Genomic DNA, 17,092 nt, shown 5'->3' on the forward strand with positions numbered 1-17,092 from the left:
GGTCACAGCCTCTCGAGCTTGGTGTCGTTGGGGACCTTATAGTAAGTGGACACGTTGGTGGTGGACTGGTTCTCGGTACTGACTTCCACCTCACCCACCTTCACGTCCAGCCCTGCCTCGCTGGAAGCAGTGACAACGTTGTTGACCTGGACTGTGGCGGACCCTGCCTCGTAGAGCCGGGCGGCGTCCCGGGCTGCTGCAATGTCATTGCCAAGGGCCACGTTGCGGAGGTAGCTGTCGATGACGGGGCGGTTCTCCGGTGAGTAGTCGACGTCGATCTTCACGGTGCCCTGCGTCCCCACGGACACGGAGGACTCCACCTTTACCGCCTTCACGTCGGTGCCGGCCACCACGCCCTGCGCCACGGTGCCGTCCATGGTGACGGAAACGGAGGAGATGTTGCTGTCCTTGTCCATGGCGACTTGCAGGCCTCCCTTGCCGGAGGCTTCGAACACCCGGCCGTCGAGGTTCAGCTTGCCCTGCGCGGATACCTCGCCGCTGGCCGTGGCAGTGCCGTCCGTGAGGTTCCGTTCGTAGGCCAGGTCCAGTTTCGCCGAGCCGGCTGCCGCGCCGCTCTCCCCTTCGGCCTCCAGTGAGAGGGTGCCCTTGGCCTTGTCTGTCTGGCCGGTGGATCCGTTGTCGCCGGCGGCGTTGTTGATGGTGTCCAGGATGTAGTCCGGCGGGTTGCCGGCCACATCCTTGATCTCGCCCACACTGTCCGGCGGCAGGTCCCGGTACATCTGCTCGCGGGCGGCCATGGCCTCCTCCACGCTGCCGAAGGTGTACTCGCGGGATACCTGCCCGTTCAGGGTGACGCCGGCGGTTCCGGTGGTGTCATTGACTCCCAGCCCCATGTTTCCGTAGACCTTCATGGTGGCGGAGCCGTCCGCGTTCTCCACCACTTCGGTCCCCACCTCCGCGCCGCCGTGGACCCAGGCCACCCGCGCCTCGATGGACGCCTTCCCGGTTTCGGAGTAAACCGGAATGTCCGCCTTGGCCAGTTCCTGCAGGTAGTCCTTGGCCTGTTCCTGGGCCGAGGCAGGGATGCCGCCGTCCATCCGCATGAGGTCCTCGGCGAAGGGGCCGTCCTCGCCAACGCCTTCGATCAGGTACTTCCGGTCGGCGGCGGACAGGCCTGCCCACCACTCCGCCTGCTCCCTGGGGCCGGCATCAAGCATGCGTTCCAGGCCGGCCTCCAACTCCTTCCGGTGTTCCGCGGCGGCGGCCGCTGCCGCGGCCTGCTCCTGGAGCCAGTCCCTCGCCTGCCCGGCCAGTATGGCCATCCGGTCCCACAGGCTGGTGCCGCCGGACCCGGAGGACGACGAGGCCTTCTCCTGCTCATCGGCGTGCTGCAGCAGGAGCTTCGAGTTTTCACGCAGGCCGGCCACCACCCGTTCCAGCCCGGGGCGGTGGGTGCCGGTCCATTCCCGCCGGAAGCGTTCCCCGTCCGCGCCCTTCCACGGCGCAGCCTGGATCTGGCCGTGCAGCACGCCGGCCCGGGTGCTCAGGAGGGATGCGGCCTGCTCGGCCGCCTTGGCCAGCGCCCTCAACTGGCTGACGTCGGCGCCGTAAAAAGTCATGTGGTCCCCCGGGAAAGTGTGCGCTGCGTGTTCAACCGCCGTGCCCATGGTTGCACGGAGCGCACTCAATGGGCGATGGGGATCCCTCCCCATCGGATCGCCGCCCTCCGGGATTCCGGCCGGAATTCGCGATGCCGGCACCCGGCAGTTGCCCTTGGCAATCCCTGAGCCACGCATACTGTTCCGGGCCCCGTCCGCGTGGGACGATTACGGTTGTGTGGGGCACGCACACCAGTGAACCACCGCGCGGGTGCCGCGCATGCACAAAGGAACAGCCATCAAAAGAGAACTGAAGCAGGCCGTAAGCGCCGCAGAGAACGTCACCAACTCGCGGACACTGGAGGTGCTGGCGAGGGCAGGATTTGCGGCGAGCGGCATCCTGCACCTGCTGGTGGGGGCAATCGCCATCCGGCTGGCCATGGGCGGCAGCGGCAATGCCGATTTCAGCGGCGCCGTGGCGGAACTTTCAACCCAGCCGGCCGGGCCCTTCCTGCTGTGGGCCAGCTTTGCGGCCTGCGCCGCGCTGGCGCTGTGGCAGACCAGCGACGCCATCTTTGACTACAACCGCCTCCCCACCAAGGAAAAGGCCGGGAAGAAGGCGAAGGCCGGGGCACAGGCATTGGTCTTTGCCGGGCTTGCGCTGACCCTGCTGTCCTTCGCCCGGGGCACGGGTTCGGGCGGTGACAACCAGCGGGCCGCCAGCGACATGACCGTCAACCTCATGAAGGCGCCCGGCGGCGTGGCCCTGCTGGTGGTGCTGGGCATCGCCATCGCCGTCACGGGCGTGGTGTATGCCATCCGCGGCCTGCGGAAGTCCTTCGAAAAGCACCTGGTGATGCCGGCCAACCAGAAGGCCAGGACGGCCGTCACCGTGCTGGGCGTGACCGGGTACGTGGCCAAGGGCATCGTGCTGTTCCTGACCGGCCTGCTCATCGCCATCGCCACGCTGCAGGCCCACCCGGAGGACGCCACCGGCCTGGACGGCGGCCTCCGCGCGCTCCGCGACCAGCCCCTGGGCGTCTACCTGCTGGCGGCCGTGGGCGCCGGGCTGATCTGCTACGGGGTGTTCATGATCGTGCGGGCGCGGCTTGCCAAGATGACCCAGTAACACCCGCACCGGGATCCTGTGGCGGCTCGTTAGGCTGGGACCATGCCCCAGGTACGCGCTGAACGCCTCATCCGCCTCGACCCGGAGACCGTTTTCGCCTTCTCCCAGACCACCGGCTCCTTCCGGCTCAAGTGGGATCCGTTCATCTCCTCCCAAGGGTTCCTGGACGGGGCCGGTTCGGCGGGCAAGGGTGTCCGCACCCGGACCCGCTCACGGCTGGGACTGACGATGGTCAGCGAATACGTCTCCTACGCCCCGCCCCGCAACGTTGGCATGACCATGGTCTCCGGGCCCTGGTTCTTCGGGAACTTCGGCGGCGGCTGGCGCTTCACCCCCGACGACGGCGGGACCCGGGCTGTCTGGAAGTACACCTTCTCGTGCCGGCCGGCTGTGTTGCGGCCGCTGATGGAACGGGTGGGCACCTGGCTGTTGGGACGTGAGATCGAGCGCCGGATCGAGGCGTTCGCCCGGGCCTGCGAGGACCCGGCGCTGGTGGCCGAGTTCAGGGCCGACCTCAGGGCACGGTGATGACGGCCACCGCGTTCTGCGTCCCGTCCCGCAGTTCCACGCTGGAAATGCTGCCCAGCTGAATCGGCGTGGCCCCCGTGACCCGCGCCCGGCCGCTGGGTGTTGCCGTCCAGGAGCAGGCCCGGTCCTCGCTGCCGGCGCGGTCGCGGACCCAGAGCGAGAGCGTCCCGTCCTGCGGCAGGCTGCTCCCGTTCACCGCCAGCTCCGTTCCCCAGGTCTTCCTGGCGAGATCGATGCTGAACTGCAGCCCGCCTCCGGACTGTACCGAATACGTGGCGTCGGGCGGCTCGGGCCGCGCCAGCAGCGGCCCGGCCAGGATCCCCGCGGCAAGGCAGGCGGCAGCGACCGCGCCCACCAGCGCCACCCACCGCCGTCGGACGGTCCGACGGCGGCGCGCGAGTTTCGCAAGCAGCGGCGGCGGGGCGGGGGCGTCGGGAGCGGCGGCAAGGGTTGACGCGACCGTCAGCGCCACCGCATCCGGAACGGGAAGTGCGTCCAGGGTTGCCGGCAGCGTCTCCAGTCCGGCCAGTTCTTCCCGGCAGGCGCCGCAGGCACGGAGATGGGCTTCGAAAGCTTCCCGGTCCGGCGCGTCAAGGCCGCCGAGCAGGTAGGCACCGAGCAGCTGATGGGGATCCGCGCCGTTCATCCCTCCACCCCCATTTCGTCCAGGATTGTCCGAAGTGCCCGCACCGCGTAATACGCGCGGGACTTCACCGTTCCGCTGGGAATGTTGAGCTGCACGGCGGCCTCGTTGACGGTGAACCGGCGGTAGTGCAGGGCCACCAGGACGTCCCGGTGTTCCCTGCTCAGGCGGAGGAGGGCCTCCTCCACCAGCACCCGGTTGAGCAGCCCGTCCACCTTTTCCAGGGCGTCGGCGGGATCTGTCAGGCTGCTTTCAAGGGATTCCGGCCGGCGCTGCGCCCGGCGGTAGTTGTCGATCATGATGTTCCTGGCCGTCCGGTACAGGTAGCTGCGCAGGCTGCCGCTGATCTCCGGAGCGTGCTGCCATACCCGCAGCACGGTCTCCTGGACCACGTCCTCCGCCAGCTGCGGATCCCGGGAGGCACTGAGGACGAAACGCCGGAGGGCAGCGCCGTGCTCGCGGTAGATGGCCTCCACCACGTCCTCGTCGAGCGGCATGACGTCCCTCCCGCATGTTCCGCGTTTCTGCCTACCACCTGAAGACGCTGCCACCCACAGAAAAGTTCAAACAAAAGTTCACGCCAGGGGGCAGCCGCTGTGAACCATTCTTCACCCGGATGCGTCATACGGTTAGCGTCCGGTGATCCGACGCCGGGCCCAGCCAAGGAGCACCCCATGAAACACCATCTGGGCGCAGGCCTCGCCATCCTGGCCCTTTCCGCGGCGCTGGCTGCCTGCGGCGGCAGCACCGGAACGACGCCGGCGGACACCAGCCCGGCTGTCACCACTGGCGCTCCCCCTGCTTCGGCAACCGCACCCGCCGCGTCTGTTTCGCCGCCGTCGGCGACGCCGACCACCACGGCCGGTGCCGCCGTCGACCTTATGACCGCCTCCTCGAGCGCCGGGGAGATCGTGGTGGATGCGGACGGAAGGAGCGTGTACTTCTTCACCAAGGACGTGAAGGATTCCGGAACCAGCGCCTGCACGGATGCCTGCCTGGCAGCGTGGCCGCCGGTACTCACCACGTCCGCCACGCCGTCGGCGGAGGGTGTGACGGGTGAGCTCGGCACCATCACGACGCCGGACGGCAAGCAGCAGGTCACCCTGAACGGCCTGCCGCTGTACTACTTCGCCCAGGACGCCAAGCCCGGCGACATCCTGGGACAGGGAGTCAACAACGTCTGGTACCTGGCCGACCCCGCCGGCGGCATGATCCAGATGGGCGGCGCCGCCTATTAGGGACCGCTGGTTCCCGCGCAGCCGTACCGGCTGACCAATCGGGCCGCAGGCGCCGCTACCGCAGCGGAACTGCGGGAAGCGTTTCAGGCAGGTGCAGATCCGACGGGCCTGGAACGGGCACCTGCGGCTGCTGGCCCACCCCGTTCGTCAGGTCTTCGGGGACGGCGGTGGGCAGGTCCTTGGCACCGGGGACCTCCAGCTGCCTGCCGGGAGCGTCGGATTCCCCGGTGCCCTTCGCCGGGGCGGCAGGAACGTCCGACGGCGCTGCCTCCGCGGGCTGGCCGGGTTCGGGTGCCGTTGCGGGCGCCGTGGGAACGGTGGCGGGAGCAGCGGGGACGGACGGGGCCGGCGCGGCAGGCTCCTCCGCCTGGTTGCCGGCGGGAGCGGCAGGCGCGGTTCCGGTGACGAACGAGGTGACGGTCCGGTGCAGATTGTTGAAGGAGTCGCGGAAGCCTCGGTCCGAGGCGGCGGCGACAGCACCGCCTGCGGAGAGCGAGACGGCCACGGACAGTGCCGTCAGCGCAACGCGGCGCTTCGCGCGGCGCCTGGCGGCCAGTTCATCAACGGGCGCGGGCACGGCGGCAGATGGCACGGCGTCACAGGGCGCGGCATTGCATGGCGCGGCGGCCTGTACGGCCTGCGCACGCTGCAGCAGGGCGGCGACGTCGGCAGAGGGTTCCGGCGTCACGTCGCCCAGGGCCCGGAGCTGCAGGAGGGCGGGGCGGAGCTGGCCGTCGTCGTCCAGTTCCGCTTCCAGCAGCAGCTGGTCAACGACTGCGTCGCTGCGGGATCCTGCGGTGTCACTCATGATTCGCCTGGTTTCTTGAGAGTGTTTGTGCCTTGAGATTTTGAAGGGCCCGGCGCTGCAGCTGCTTGATGGCGCCGGCGCTTTTGCCCATGATGGCGGCCACCTGTTCGATGGACAGGTCCGCCACGACGCGCAGTGCCAGGACTTCCTGGTGTTCCTCGCTGAGTCCGGCCAGCATGTCGGCGGCTCCGCCGGTCAGCTCCACGGCGTGGTCCTCTGCGGAGGGCGTGGTGCGGGCATCATGCTGCGGGTCGTAGGGGGTCAGCTGGGGCCTGCGCTCCAGCCGGCGGTAGTGGTCAACCATCCGGGCGTGGGCAATGGAGAAAATCAGTGATTTGGCACCCTGCAAACCGCCGGTCAGCCCGTCGATTTTGGGATAGAACGCCATGAACACGTCCTGGGTGACGGCTTCGGGATCATCCACGCCGCGGGCCTTGAGATAGCCCTGGACGGGGCCGGCGAAGGACCGATAGGCAGCACCGAACAGCACAGCGGGATCTGTTCCGGCTGCATCGTCGAATATGTCGGTTTCTTCTTGGGCCAGAGTGTCCAGCACCAGCGGCTCCCATCCCGGAAGGCGGCTCCTGCCGCTCCGGTTATCCAGTGTGGATTGCCAGTCCCCATGGTCGGTTGTAGCTGCCCCGGTACGCGGCGGCAGCGCCGGACCGCAGGACCCCGACGGGGGGCGGGTCCTGCAGTCCGGGCGGTGGACCGAAGCGGTCAACAGCTGCGGTCCACCCTAGCTAACCGTGGTTAGCGGACGGAAACCGAGGGGGCTTCCACGACGTCGCCGGCTTCGGCGGGAACGGCAGGAACGGCCGGGACAGCAGGAACGGCGGGCTCGCCGTCAACATCCGGAACGGCCGGAACGGCGGGAACTGCGGGAACCTCGGGACGCTCAACCTCGACGGCGGCGGAACCGGTGGCGTCAGCGCCTGCTTCGGCGGCGGCGCCGGCCTCGGCAACAACATCGGCGCAGTAGCTTTCAACGTTGGCTTCGCCGTCAGCGGCAATTACCAGCGAGGAGAAAGCCTCGGAGTTGGCGTTCAGGCCACCGTTGGTGAAGGCGGTGCACAGGCCGAAGGCTGCTGCACCGGCAGCGTCGACGGCGGTGTTGGCGGCGGCCGAGCCCGAAGCCTGGGCTGCCACGCTGTCTTCGCTCACGGTGGCGTCAGCAGCAGCATCGGCTTCTGCGGAAGCGTCGGCGTCGGCTGCGGCTCCGGTGGCGGCCTCAGCGATGGCCTGTCCCTTGGCAGCTGCGTCGGCAGCCAGCTCCGGGGCGGGGGCGCCGAACAGTTCGTGGGCGGTCTGCTGGGCTTCGGCGGGGAGGGCGCCGGAAACGGCAGCGACGCCGGTTCCGCCAACGGCCAGGGTGCCGGCGGCCAGGACTGAGGCGGCGACTTTACTGCTGGCGAGAACGGTGAACAAAGACATCAAGCACTCCAAACCTAGACAACTATCGGATCGGGCCCGCCGGGCGGACCCATCACCTCCTACATCGCCCCTTGCCGCGGAAAGGTTACGGCGGCCGGAAACATTTTTTCCGGCCGCCTTTGTTCCGTCATTGTTCCGCCGCGGAGCCCGCGTGCCTGCTAGGCCCCGACCAGATCCGCGCCGGCCTCTTCGAACTCCACAGCGGCGACGATCTCGAGCGTCTCCGGGTTGATCATGAAGGCCTCGTCATCCTCCTCGACCATCAGGAAGTCACCGTGGTCGGTGGAGAAGTGCCAGGCGAGGGTTCTTTCGCCGTCGTGCATGTAGTTGGGATCGCCCATGGTGATCCTGACGAGCTCGTAGCCCACGATGCTGCACAGCTCACGGATGATGAGTTCGAAGTCCGGTGCATCCTCGAGTGCCTCCGCTTCTGCCTTGGCCTGGCGCTCGGGCAGGTCCGGGATCTGGGCAACGAGCTGCTGGATGTACGCGCCCACCTCCTCGTCGTCGAGGACCAGCAGGTCGGCCTGCCCGCGCAGCCAGGCGGCGTTGAGCGCCGTGATGTTCTCGCGCTCAAGCAGTGCCTCGAACTCGCCGTCGAGCTCCTCCATCCGGAGGACCGCGTCGGGGGTCTCCTCGGTGTCGTCCAGCCCGCCGTCGAGGTAGAACTCCTCTTCCTCCTCGGAGAGGTGGTCGTACGCTTCGACGGCGCGGTTGAAGAGCTCCAGGTGGGCGGCGGCGCCCATGCCGGCCATCCCCTCGCGGACGTAGGTGTCCGTTTCGGCCCGGTCGACGGCGACGAAGGCGTACTGCGCGAAGCCGCCTTCCAGCGCCTGGGTGAGGTAGAAGTCCACGTAGTAGCTGCGGACGGCCACCGGCGACATCTCGTCCGTGTGCAGGAGCGCGGTGTGCATGGCGTCCACCACGCTCACGTTCGCATCCACCACCTCCTCATCGCGTGCTTCGATGCTGCTGCTGGTCAGGATGACGGGCTGCTGGCTGGTGATCATGGAAATCCTCACTGCTGATGGCGGTGCTGCTTGGGACGCTTTTCACGCTACGTGCGCCGGGGTACCGCGCCGTTGAGGAAGAAATGAACGTCAAGCGAAGTTTCGGTAGGGAGCCGTAGTTGCCGCCGAACTCACCGCGGGGCCCGGCGAACTAAGATGGATCAGATAGCCAACCACCGGACGCGGCTCCGCCGTGTCCTGCCGAAAGTAGCGCACGCCATTCCATCCCAACCGGACGCGAGTACGGATCTGGCAATACAGACCCCCGCCATCAACGACCGCTCCCTGGCGGCCGGGCTTGCCTATGCCATGGGCAGCCGCGTCTCCGGGATCTCGTTCGACGCCGGGACCGGGCTCATGCTGGGCAAGGTCCGGGGCGGCGCCGACGTGCCCTACTCCACCACCGCCAAGCTGGTCCGCAGGGGCGGCGGCTGGAGCTGCACGGTTGGTGTCTGCAGCTGCCCGGTGCGCAAGGACTGCAAGCACGTGGCTGCCCTGCTCTTTGCCGCGGAGGACAATCCGGCCATCCGCGTGCAGCTGCTGTCCCCGGGGGTTGCCACCCAGGTGTCCCGGGAGCCCGCCGGCGCTGTCCTGTCCGACTGGGAGCAGGCGCTCAGCCCGCTCATCTCGCAGGCCGGAAACGCCCCCGCAGCCAACGGCGTCCCGCTGGCGCTCCAGTTTGAAATCGAGGAGCCGGCACCGCACTTTTCCTACACCGGCCGCCGGGATCCGGTGCGCAGCGTCCGCCAGCTCAAGGCCCGCCCGGTAATCATGGGCGCCAAGGGCAAGTGGATCCGCGGCGATGTCTCCTGGAACACCCTGAGCTACCTGAACTTCCGCCGGGAGTGCAACGAGGCGCATATCGAGTGGATGCAGGAATTCCTGGCTGCGCACTCCGCCTCCGCCAGCCGGATGCACAACTCGTCCGGGCTGTGGCTGGGCCTGAATTCCTACTCGGGCAAGAACCTGTGGAGCCTGCTGTCCGACGCCCGCAAGATCGGGCTCGCGCTGGTGCACTCGCGCGGCACCGAGCCGGTCCGGATCGCCGAGGCCCCTGCCGCCGTCGGACTCAACCTTGGACGGTACGGCACGGGACCGGACGGCGCGGGACCGGACGGCGCGGGACGGGACGGCGCACAGGCTGAGGGCGGCGGCGGACAGGACGCCGCGCCCGACGGCGGACTGGAACTAGCGCCCACCATCACCGTGGACGGAAGCCCGGTTGATCCGGCGGCGGTGGGCACGATAGGACGGCCGGCGCACGGGCTGTTCTTCACCACGGGCGAGGCCGCGCTGCCGGGGGTCCCCGATCCCGACGGTGTCATCACCCTGGCACCGCTGGAGACCGGCCTGAGCGAGGAACTGCTGGCCTTCGTCACGGCCGGCAGCACGCTCCATATTCCTGCCAAGGACGAATCACGCTTCCTCACCGGCTTTTATCCGAAGCTCAAGCAGAAGGCGCGGGTCACCGCCCGCGATGAATCGGTGGAGCTGCCGGCCCTTGCTGTTCCCACGCTCTCGCTGCTGGCAAACTACGGGGCCGACCACCGAGTGCGCCTGCACTGGGAGTGGCACTACAAGAGCGGCAACCTGGTCACGGCCCAGCCGCTGTGGCGCCATCCCGGCGACCATGGCTACCGCGACGACACTGCAGAAGCGCGCATCCTGGAAGGCATCGGCCAGCCGTGGGACGTGGTTCCCGCCCTGGGCGAGTCCGCAACCGGCGGCTGGGGCACTCCCCGGCTGGCGGCGTCGGCCGAGCTGGCAGGCCTGGACACGCTGGCTTTCACCGAGGAGGTGCTGCCGCGGCTCCGCCAGGCGCCGGACGTTGAGGTGGAGACAGCGGGCGACATCGCCGACTACCGGGAGGCCGAGGAAGCACCGGTGGTCTCCATCTCCACCAAGGCCACCGAGCAGCGCGACTGGTTCGACCTGGGCATCCAGATTTCCCTCGAGGGGCAGCCGGTGTCCTTCGCTGCCGTGTTCTCCGCGCTGGCCGCGGGGCAGACCAAGATGCTGCTGCCCAGCGGCGCGTACTTCTCCCTGGACCTGCCGGAGCTGCACCAGCTGCGGGCGCTGATTGAAGAGGCACGATCGCTGCAGGACAACAAGGACGCGCCGCTGCAGATCAGCCGCTTCCAGGCCGGGTTGTGGGACGAGCTGGCGCAGCTGGGGATCGTGGACCAACAGGCTGCCGCCTGGCGTTCCGCCGTGGGCGGCCTCCTGGAGGGCGGCACGGACGGGCTTCCGCTGCCGGCGTCGCTGAACGCCGAGCTCCGCCCCTACCAGCTGGAGGGCTTCAACTGGCTCACCTTCCTGTACAAGCACAGCCTGGGAGGCGTGCTTGCCGACGACATGGGCCTTGGCAAGACCGTGCAGGCGCTGGCGCTGATGTGCGCGGCGAAGGAACTCTCGCTGGCGGCAGCCGGCGCTGATGCGGAGGCGCCCGACGGCGGTGCTGCCGCCGGCTCCGCAGCGGATGGCGTCACCCGGCCCGCCGCCGTCGCGCCCTTCCTGGTGGTGGCGCCCACCAGCGTGGTGGGCAACTGGGCGGCCGAAGCGGCCCGCTTCGCGCCGGGACTGAAGGTGCAGGCGGTGGGCGAGACGTTCGCCAAGAACGGACAGGATCCGGCGGCGGCACTCGCGGACGCGGACGTTGTCATCACGTCCTACGCGCTGTTCCGCATCGATTACGACTCCTATGCCGCCCGCTCCTGGTCCGGCCTGGTGCTGGACGAGGCGCAGTTCGTGAAGAACCACCAGTCCAAGGCCTACCAGTGCGCCCGCAAGCTGCCGGCCGCCTTCAAGCTGGCCATCACCGGCACGCCGCTGGAGAACAACCTTATGGAGTTCTGGGCGCTGACCTCCATTGTGGCGCCAGGCTTGTTTTCCAGTCCCAAGCGGTTCGCGGAGTACTACCAGAAGCCTGTGGAGAAGAACGGGGACAAGGGGCAGCTGGACAAGCTCCGCCGCCGGGTCCGTCCGCTGATGATGCGCCGCACCAAGGACCAGGTGATCAAGGACCTGCCGCCCAAGCAGGAGCAGATCCTGGAGGTGGTGCTGAACCCGCGGCACCAGAAGGTCTACCAGACGCATCTGCAGCGCGAACGGCAGAAGATCCTGGGGCTGATCGAGGACGTGAATAAGAACCGGTTCACCATCTTCCAGTCACTGACGCTGCTCCGGCAGCTGAGCCTGGACGCGTCCCTTGTTGACCCGGGCCTGTCCGGGATCCGGTCCAGCAAGCTGGATGTCCTGTTCGAGCAGCTCGAGGACCTCGTGGCGGAGGGCCACCGGGCGCTGATCTTCAGCCAGTTCACCGGGTTCCTGGGGAAGGTGCGCGAGCGGCTTGACGAGGAGGGCATCGAGTACTGCTACCTCGACGGCGGCACCCGCAACCGTGCCGACGTGGTCAGCGAGTTCAAGAACGGCAGCGCGCCGGTGTTCCTGATATCGCTGAAGGCCGGCGGCTTCGGGCTGAACCTCACGGAGGCCGACTACGTCTTCCTCCTGGACCCCTGGTGGAACCCGGCATCGGAGGCGCAGGCCGTGGACCGGACGCACCGGATCGGGCAGGCCCGGAACGTCATGGTGTACCGGCTGGTTGCCAAGGACACCATCGAGGAAAAGGTCATGGCGCTCAAGGCCCGGAAGTCGCAGCTGTTCGCCGACGTCATGGAGGGCGACGCCCTGGCCGGCGGTGCCATCACGGCCGAGGACCTTGCGGGGCTGTTCAAGGAGTAAGGGGCTGTTCGCTGCCCTGCGGAACCAAGGCTGCCCGGCGTTTATCTAGGAAAGCCCTGGGCTACTTACGAAAGCCCCTGCGGCGGCAGGGTCAGGAGCTCGGCGCCGCTTTCGGTGATCGCGATCGTGTGCTCACTGTGCGCGGTCCGGCAGCCCGTGGCGCTCCGGAGCGTCCATCTGTCGGCGTCGGTGACCAGTTCTGCGGTGTCCGCCATGACCCACGGCTCCAGCGCGAGCAGCAGCCCGGGCCGGAGCTTGAAGCCGCGGCCGGGACGTCCGGCGTTCGGAACGTGCGGGTCCTGGTGCATGGTGGATCCGATGCCGTGGCCACCGAACTGGGTGTTGATGGGGTATCCCGCGTCGCTGAGGACCGAGCCGATGGCGTGCGAGATGTCGCCGATGCGCGCCCCCGGCCCGGCAGCGGCGATTCCCGCGCGCAGTGCCCGCTCTGTTGCCTCGATCAGGGCCACGCTCTCCGGGTGCCTGGTTTCGCCCACGATGAAGCTGATGGCAGAGTCCGCCGCCACGCCACCCTTCAGGACGGCGAGGTCAAGCGTCAGCAGGTCACCGTCGGCCAGGGCATAGTCGTGCGGCAGCCCGTGGAGCACGGCATCGTTGACGCCCGTGCAGATGTAGTGGCCGAACGGTCCGCGCCCGAAGGACGGCGCGTAATCGACATAGCAGGATTCGGCACCGGCTTCGAGGATCATGTCCCTGGCCCAGGCGTCGATCTCCAGGAGGTTGGTGCCCACCGTTGTGCGGCCCTTCAGCATATGTAGGATGTTGGCCACCAGGGCGCCGGTTTCCTTCGCCCTGGCCACCTCGGCGGAATTCAGGATCTCAATCATGGGGCAGCCTCCTCGAACCAACTACAGTACGGGCCCCATCCTGCGGCGGAGACAGCATGATGCGCAAGCCGCTACACGGGCGCCTGCTCCCGGTCCTCGAACGGGTCCTTTGGCAGGACAAACGGCAGGGCGTAGAACTCCTCCCAGAGGTCATCATCAGCCGGAAGGTCGTCGGGGTCCTCAAGGTTCCTGCTCAGCGGCTCCTCGATGGGCGGTTCGGGGTACAGGCGGGCGAAGTCCGGCCAAGTGTCCGGGTGCGGCATGCCTGGCCAGCCTTGTCGCTCACCAGCCTCTGCCAGGATCCTCGAGCCATCTGCCTCCTGCAGGCCTTGCGCCTCGCCCAGCTGTGGCAGGTGGGGTGGTTCCCAGTCCTGGTGTTCGCTGGTGTAGCTTCGGCCGAAGGGTGAGACATAGCCGGGTGGGCGGTTCTTGGTGGCGGGGGTGGGTTCCCAGCCGGAGGTGTGTTTCATGCGGTGATGTTTCGGGCAGAGCTGTCCCAGGTTGCTGATTCCGGTGGCGCCGCCATGGTGCCAGGCCAACAAGTGGTCGACTTCGTTGTCGAGCGAGTTGTTGCTGCACCCGGGGAACGGGCATTTGCCGTCCCGCAACCTCAACCACCGGCGCATCGCCACAGGAATCCGGTAGCTGGTTCGGCCGATCTCCAGCGGCGCCCCGTCCCGCGGGTCCACCAGCACCCGGTAAAACGACGCCGCACCGCCGGCGACGAGTTGCCGGGCCATCGACGCCGGAACCGGGCCATGGCCATCCAGCACGGCAGGTTCATCCGTGAGGCCAAGCAGGGCGAACACCGGGACGGTGACCAGCACCTGCGCTCCCAGCACAGGGACCTCCGCCAGATCAGGACCTGCCCCTCCACGTGTTCCGGCGCCCAGGAGCGCGGTGACACCGATATCGGCCATCAGCTGGGGCAAAGTGCGGGGCTCGTCCGGGCCCTGCAGTCCGCGGGCCAGCGCGCGGGTCCGGTTCCACGCCGCGTTGGCCTGGTCCGCGGGCAGGCACAGCGAGACCCAGGCCATCCCGTCCCGGTCCGGCGAATACTCCATCCGCCGCTGGGCCACAGCCCTCGCGTGGCGTTTCTCGATCGACACTGGTTGGTGGCGTTCCCGCCAGGACCGCACCCTCCGCCGCAACCTCGACGGCGGCAACTCGCCCGCAATGCCACCAGGTACGGCAGCATGAGCGTCAGGGTTGGTTCCCTCCAGTCCGAGGAAGCGCGCTTCCAGGGCCGCCGTGGCGTCCGCACCAAGGCCCGCGGTTTCATCGACGATGATCTGGGCGTTCTGCCACGGGACGGCACCGGCCTGCAGGGCGTCCAGCGCGGCCGGAAGGGAACTCGTCAAGGCGTGCGAGGCACCGATCAAGGAACCCGCGGCACGTTCGCCGATGGTCAGGACACATGCTACCTCGGCCACCACGGCCGCCTCCTGCCCCTTGGCCCACCCCGGATCCGCAGCCGGATCCTCCAACGCGTGCACCGCGCCCACATGCCCGTCCACCAGGCGCACCTTCACCGCAGCCAAAGCAGCCTCAGCCCGGCGGACTATCGCCAACCCCTCCAGGCACCCATCAGCAAACGCCCGCAACGGATCCCCACCTCCGGCGGCAGCAACGTCATCAGCTTCGACAAACGCAGGCCCGTTCACAAGACCATCAAGATCCTCAACAAAGCCGCCCACCGACGCCACGGCAGCCGCAATCCCGGCCCCGCTGCCTGCGCCATAAGCGGCTCCATGTCCCATATCCAAAGCATGGCAGGACGGTCTGACAAAACAGCGGGGGCCGTTGGCTACGGGCTAATGTGCGGAATCACCTTCCCGCTGGGCGGTATCAGCGTCCCGCTTCGCCGGCCGGTATCCGGCAAGCTCGGCGCGGATGTCGCCTTCCTCGTGCCCGCCCGTTTTCTTGCCGATCGGCAGGGCCTTCAGCAGCGGGTGCACAACAGCCATGATCAGCAGCCCCCAGGCCAGTCCGAGCACTGCCGAGCACAGGGTGTTCACGAGCCAGGCGAGGAAGCCGCCCACCACAGCGATGCCGGCGAAGGGCTTCTCCAGGACATGGACCAGGTCGTACGGCGCGTGCCAGCCAAGGTCGTAGGCGCCCTGCAGCATGATGTGGCCGCCAACCCACAGCATGGCGATGGTTCCGATGAAGGTGATCGCTGCCAGCACCGCGGGCATCCCCTTGACGAGCAGTTCGCCGAAGCGCTTGGAGCCGGCGGAGTCCTTGGTGGTCAGGTGGACGCCGATGTCGTCCATCTTCACGATGAGGGCAACTGCACCGTAGACCAACACGGTGATGACGAGGGCCACCACTACCAGGATGAGCGCCCGGATCCACAGGGACTCAGCGGCCACCTCGTTCATCGAAATGACCATGATCTCGCAGGACAGGATGAAGTCGGTGGTGATGGCGCCCTTGACCACCTTGGCTTCGGCACCTGGTCCGCGGTCCACCGCCGGCGAGTCTTCTTCCGCCGTGTGGTGGCCGCGGATCTTGTGCCAGACCTTCTCGGCGCCCTCATAGCAGAGGTAGGTGCCGCCCAGCATCAGGATGAACGGGATGGCCCACGGGGCAAAGGCGCTGATGAGCAGCAGGGCCGGCAGGATGATCAGGAGCTTGTTGCGGAGCGAGCCCCAGAAGATCTTCTTGATCATCGGCAGCTCGCGGGACGGGTCCCTGCCGGAGACGTACTGCGGCGTGACCGCGGCGTCGTCAATGACGACGCCGGCGGCCTTGGCACCCGCCTTGGCTGCCCCGGCCGCGACGTCATCCACCGAGGCGGCCGCTATCCGGGCCAGGGCCGCGACGTCATCCAGCAGGGCAACGAGACCGCCGCTCACAGTTCGCTCCCGCGCTTCCCGACGGCGGACTGCTGAGCGTGCTTGCTTCGGTTGAGGCTCGTGATTGGCATGTTCGGAGTATACGTCGCACGCATGACGGTGGAGGATCCAAGCAGCAACGCAGCAGCCGATGTTCACGCCGGACATTGCGGTTTATGCTGGATCAAAACCAAAACTACAACGTTGGAGAAATTGTGCCGGCTACACCCGCCACGGAGGAGTCCGCCGCCACCCGGGCTCCCCTGCGCCCCGACGCCTTCAGGGTTCCCTACCGCGACCCGGTGTGGGACGGTCCCACGGATCCGGTCCTGGTGGCCGACCACCTCAAAGGCGAGTGGGTCCTGTTCTACACGCAGCGCCGCGCGACGAAAGCGGGCCTGACGGGGGTCGAATGGGTGCACGGCACGGGGATCGGCGTCGCCCGGTCCCCGGATGGCGGCGCCACCTGGACCTATCAGGGCACCGCGGAAGGCCTCGTGCCGCCGGGAACCGGACAGCCGGCAACCCTCTGGGCGCCCGACGTCGTCTGCATTGGCGGCCAGTGGATCATGTACCTGACCGTGCTGCCGGGGGTGCGGACGGACTGGACCGGGCAGGCGGGCATCGTGCAGTTCGCCAGCAAGGACCTGGAGCACTGGGAATACCTGGGTGCCGTTGACCTGGACTCCCCGCGCGTCATCGATGCGGCCGTGGCACGCTGCGGGGACGGCCGCTACCGGCTCTGGTACAAGGACGAAAAGCGCGACTGCAACACCTTCAGCGCTGTCAGCGACACGCCGGAGGATCCTGCATCGTGGGTCCTGGAAGGAGTCGCGATTCCCGGGCGCCCCCACGAAGGACCCAAAGTGTTCCGGCTCGCCGGGACGTACTGGATGATCGTGGACGAATGGCGGGGCCAGGCCGTCTACCGCTCTGACGATGCCGCGGGCAACTGGACCCGGCAGGAGCACCTGGACGGCCTCATCCTCACCGCGCCCGAAATGACGGGCGGCAGGCCCGTCGTCGGACGCCACGCGGACGTGGTGCCGCTTTCCGCCGGCGAAGACGGTGCGGAGCGGGCCCTGCTGGTCTACTTCACGCACCCGCACTGGGGCGGGGAGGACATCGGCGCCATGGACGCGGACCCGCGCACGCGCCTGAGCCACGTCCGGGCCGCCGTCCTGGAAGTCCGCGACGGCGTCCTGATGTGCATGGAGCACTGACGGCAGCGCGCACGACAAAGGGCCAAGCCCTGGAACTATAAGCCAGCTGCTGCTGGCACCGGTCCAGGGCCTGGCCCTCTGCCTGATT

At 68.2% G+C, this 17,092-nt stretch carries 15 protein-coding genes; 5 read left to right on the forward strand and 10 right to left on the reverse strand.

Annotated features, from left to right (window positions below; all coding sequences use genetic code 11):
- Positions 1-2: 2 nt before the first annotated feature.
- Positions 3-1,580: a hypothetical protein gene (locus tag ACJJV6_RS06105; protein WP_407710164.1), complete on the reverse strand. Its 1,578-nt coding sequence runs from the start codon at positions 1,578-1,580 to the stop codon at positions 3-5.
- 259 nt (positions 1,581-1,839) lie between these two features.
- Between ACJJV6_RS06105 and ACJJV6_RS06110 the strand changes: the two genes are divergently transcribed.
- Together ACJJV6_RS06110 and ACJJV6_RS06115 are read left to right on the forward strand one after the other, a co-directional pair.
- The gene (locus ACJJV6_RS06110) at positions 1,840-2,688 is read left to right on the forward strand and encodes a DUF1206 domain-containing protein (protein ID WP_407710165.1); all 849 of its coding nucleotides are present in this window, start codon (positions 1,840-1,842) and stop codon (positions 2,686-2,688) included.
- Positions 2,689-2,730: 42 nt separating this feature from the next.
- Positions 2,731-3,216: an SRPBCC family protein gene (locus ACJJV6_RS06115; protein ID WP_407710166.1), complete on the forward strand. Its 486-nt coding sequence runs from the start codon at positions 2,731-2,733 to the stop codon at positions 3,214-3,216.
- On the opposite strand, the gene ACJJV6_RS06120 is transcribed toward ACJJV6_RS06115, so the two are convergent.
- Both ACJJV6_RS06120 and ACJJV6_RS06125 read right to left on the reverse strand, forming a co-directional pair.
- Positions 3,203-3,862, reverse strand: a complete 660-nt coding sequence (locus ACJJV6_RS06120; protein ID WP_407710167.1) for an anti-sigma factor family protein — start codon at positions 3,860-3,862, stop codon at positions 3,203-3,205. The genes ACJJV6_RS06115 and ACJJV6_RS06120 overlap by 14 nt on opposite strands.
- On the reverse strand, positions 3,859-4,356 hold the full coding sequence (locus ACJJV6_RS06125) for a sigma-70 family RNA polymerase sigma factor (RefSeq protein WP_407710168.1): 498 nt from the start codon (positions 4,354-4,356) through the stop codon (positions 3,859-3,861). The genes ACJJV6_RS06120 and ACJJV6_RS06125 overlap by 4 nt, the downstream gene beginning before the upstream one ends.
- A 177-nt stretch (positions 4,357-4,533) precedes the next feature.
- Between ACJJV6_RS06125 and ACJJV6_RS06130 the strand changes: the two genes are divergently transcribed.
- Positions 4,534-5,097 (forward strand): hypothetical protein, encoded by a 564-nt coding sequence (locus tag ACJJV6_RS06130; protein ID WP_407710169.1) that lies wholly within the window; start codon positions 4,534-4,536, stop codon positions 5,095-5,097.
- 55 nt (positions 5,098-5,152) lie between these two features.
- Here the strand turns inward: ACJJV6_RS06130 and ACJJV6_RS06135 are convergent, their stop codons facing one another.
- From ACJJV6_RS06135 to ACJJV6_RS06150, 4 genes are all read right to left on the reverse strand, one after another.
- Complete coding sequence (locus ACJJV6_RS06135) at positions 5,153-5,905, reverse strand: hypothetical protein (protein WP_407710170.1); 753 nt, start codon at positions 5,903-5,905, stop codon at positions 5,153-5,155.
- A complete protein-coding gene (locus ACJJV6_RS06140) occupies positions 5,898-6,461 on the reverse strand; it encodes an RNA polymerase sigma factor (protein ID WP_009359422.1) in 564 nt (187 codons plus the stop codon). Before ACJJV6_RS06140 ends, ACJJV6_RS06135 begins: the two co-directional genes overlap by 8 nt.
- A 197-nt stretch (positions 6,462-6,658) precedes the next feature.
- The gene (locus ACJJV6_RS06145) at positions 6,659-7,339 is read right to left on the reverse strand and encodes a protein tyrosine phosphatase (protein WP_354175718.1); all 681 of its coding nucleotides are present in this window, start codon (positions 7,337-7,339) and stop codon (positions 6,659-6,661) included.
- A 158-nt stretch (positions 7,340-7,497) separates the two neighbouring features.
- Complete coding sequence (locus tag ACJJV6_RS06150) at positions 7,498-8,349, reverse strand: hypothetical protein (RefSeq protein ID WP_009359420.1); 852 nt, start codon at positions 8,347-8,349, stop codon at positions 7,498-7,500.
- 219 nt (positions 8,350-8,568) lie between these two features.
- On the opposite strand from ACJJV6_RS06150, the gene ACJJV6_RS06155 reads away from it, so the two are divergent.
- Positions 8,569-12,093: a DEAD/DEAH box helicase gene (locus ACJJV6_RS06155; RefSeq protein WP_035753838.1), complete on the forward strand. Its 3,525-nt coding sequence runs from the start codon at positions 8,569-8,571 to the stop codon at positions 12,091-12,093.
- A gap of 65 nt (positions 12,094-12,158) precedes the next feature.
- Here the strand turns inward: ACJJV6_RS06155 and map are convergent, their stop codons facing one another.
- The 3 genes from map to ACJJV6_RS06170 all read right to left on the reverse strand — a co-directional run bounded on the left by map (position 12,159) and on the right by ACJJV6_RS06170 (position 15,802).
- A complete protein-coding gene (gene map, locus ACJJV6_RS06160) occupies positions 12,159-12,941 on the reverse strand; it encodes a type I methionyl aminopeptidase (protein WP_407710171.1) in 783 nt (260 codons plus the stop codon).
- A gap of 71 nt (positions 12,942-13,012) precedes the next feature.
- Complete coding sequence (locus tag ACJJV6_RS06165; RefSeq protein WP_407710172.1) at positions 13,013-14,701, reverse strand: DUF222 domain-containing protein; 1,689 nt, start codon at positions 14,699-14,701, stop codon at positions 13,013-13,015.
- Between the two features lie 54 nt (positions 14,702-14,755).
- Positions 14,756-15,802 carry a DUF808 domain-containing protein gene (locus ACJJV6_RS06170; protein ID WP_009359416.1) on the reverse strand — a complete coding sequence of 349 codons (1,047 nt, stop codon included), beginning with the start codon at positions 15,800-15,802 and terminating at the stop codon, positions 14,756-14,758.
- 194 nt (positions 15,803-15,996) lie between these two features.
- Here ACJJV6_RS06170 and ACJJV6_RS06175 point away from each other — a divergent pair, with 194 nt between their 5' ends.
- On the forward strand, positions 15,997-17,004 hold the full coding sequence (locus ACJJV6_RS06175; protein WP_354175720.1) for a glycoside hydrolase: 1,008 nt from the start codon (positions 15,997-15,999) through the stop codon (positions 17,002-17,004).
- Positions 17,005-17,092 lie beyond the last annotated feature (88 nt).

Origin of the sequence: Arthrobacter nitrophenolicus (genome assembly GCF_045833485.1) — a bacterium.
In the GTDB taxonomy this organism is placed as follows: domain Bacteria; phylum Actinomycetota; class Actinomycetes; order Actinomycetales; family Micrococcaceae; genus Arthrobacter; species Arthrobacter nitrophenolicus.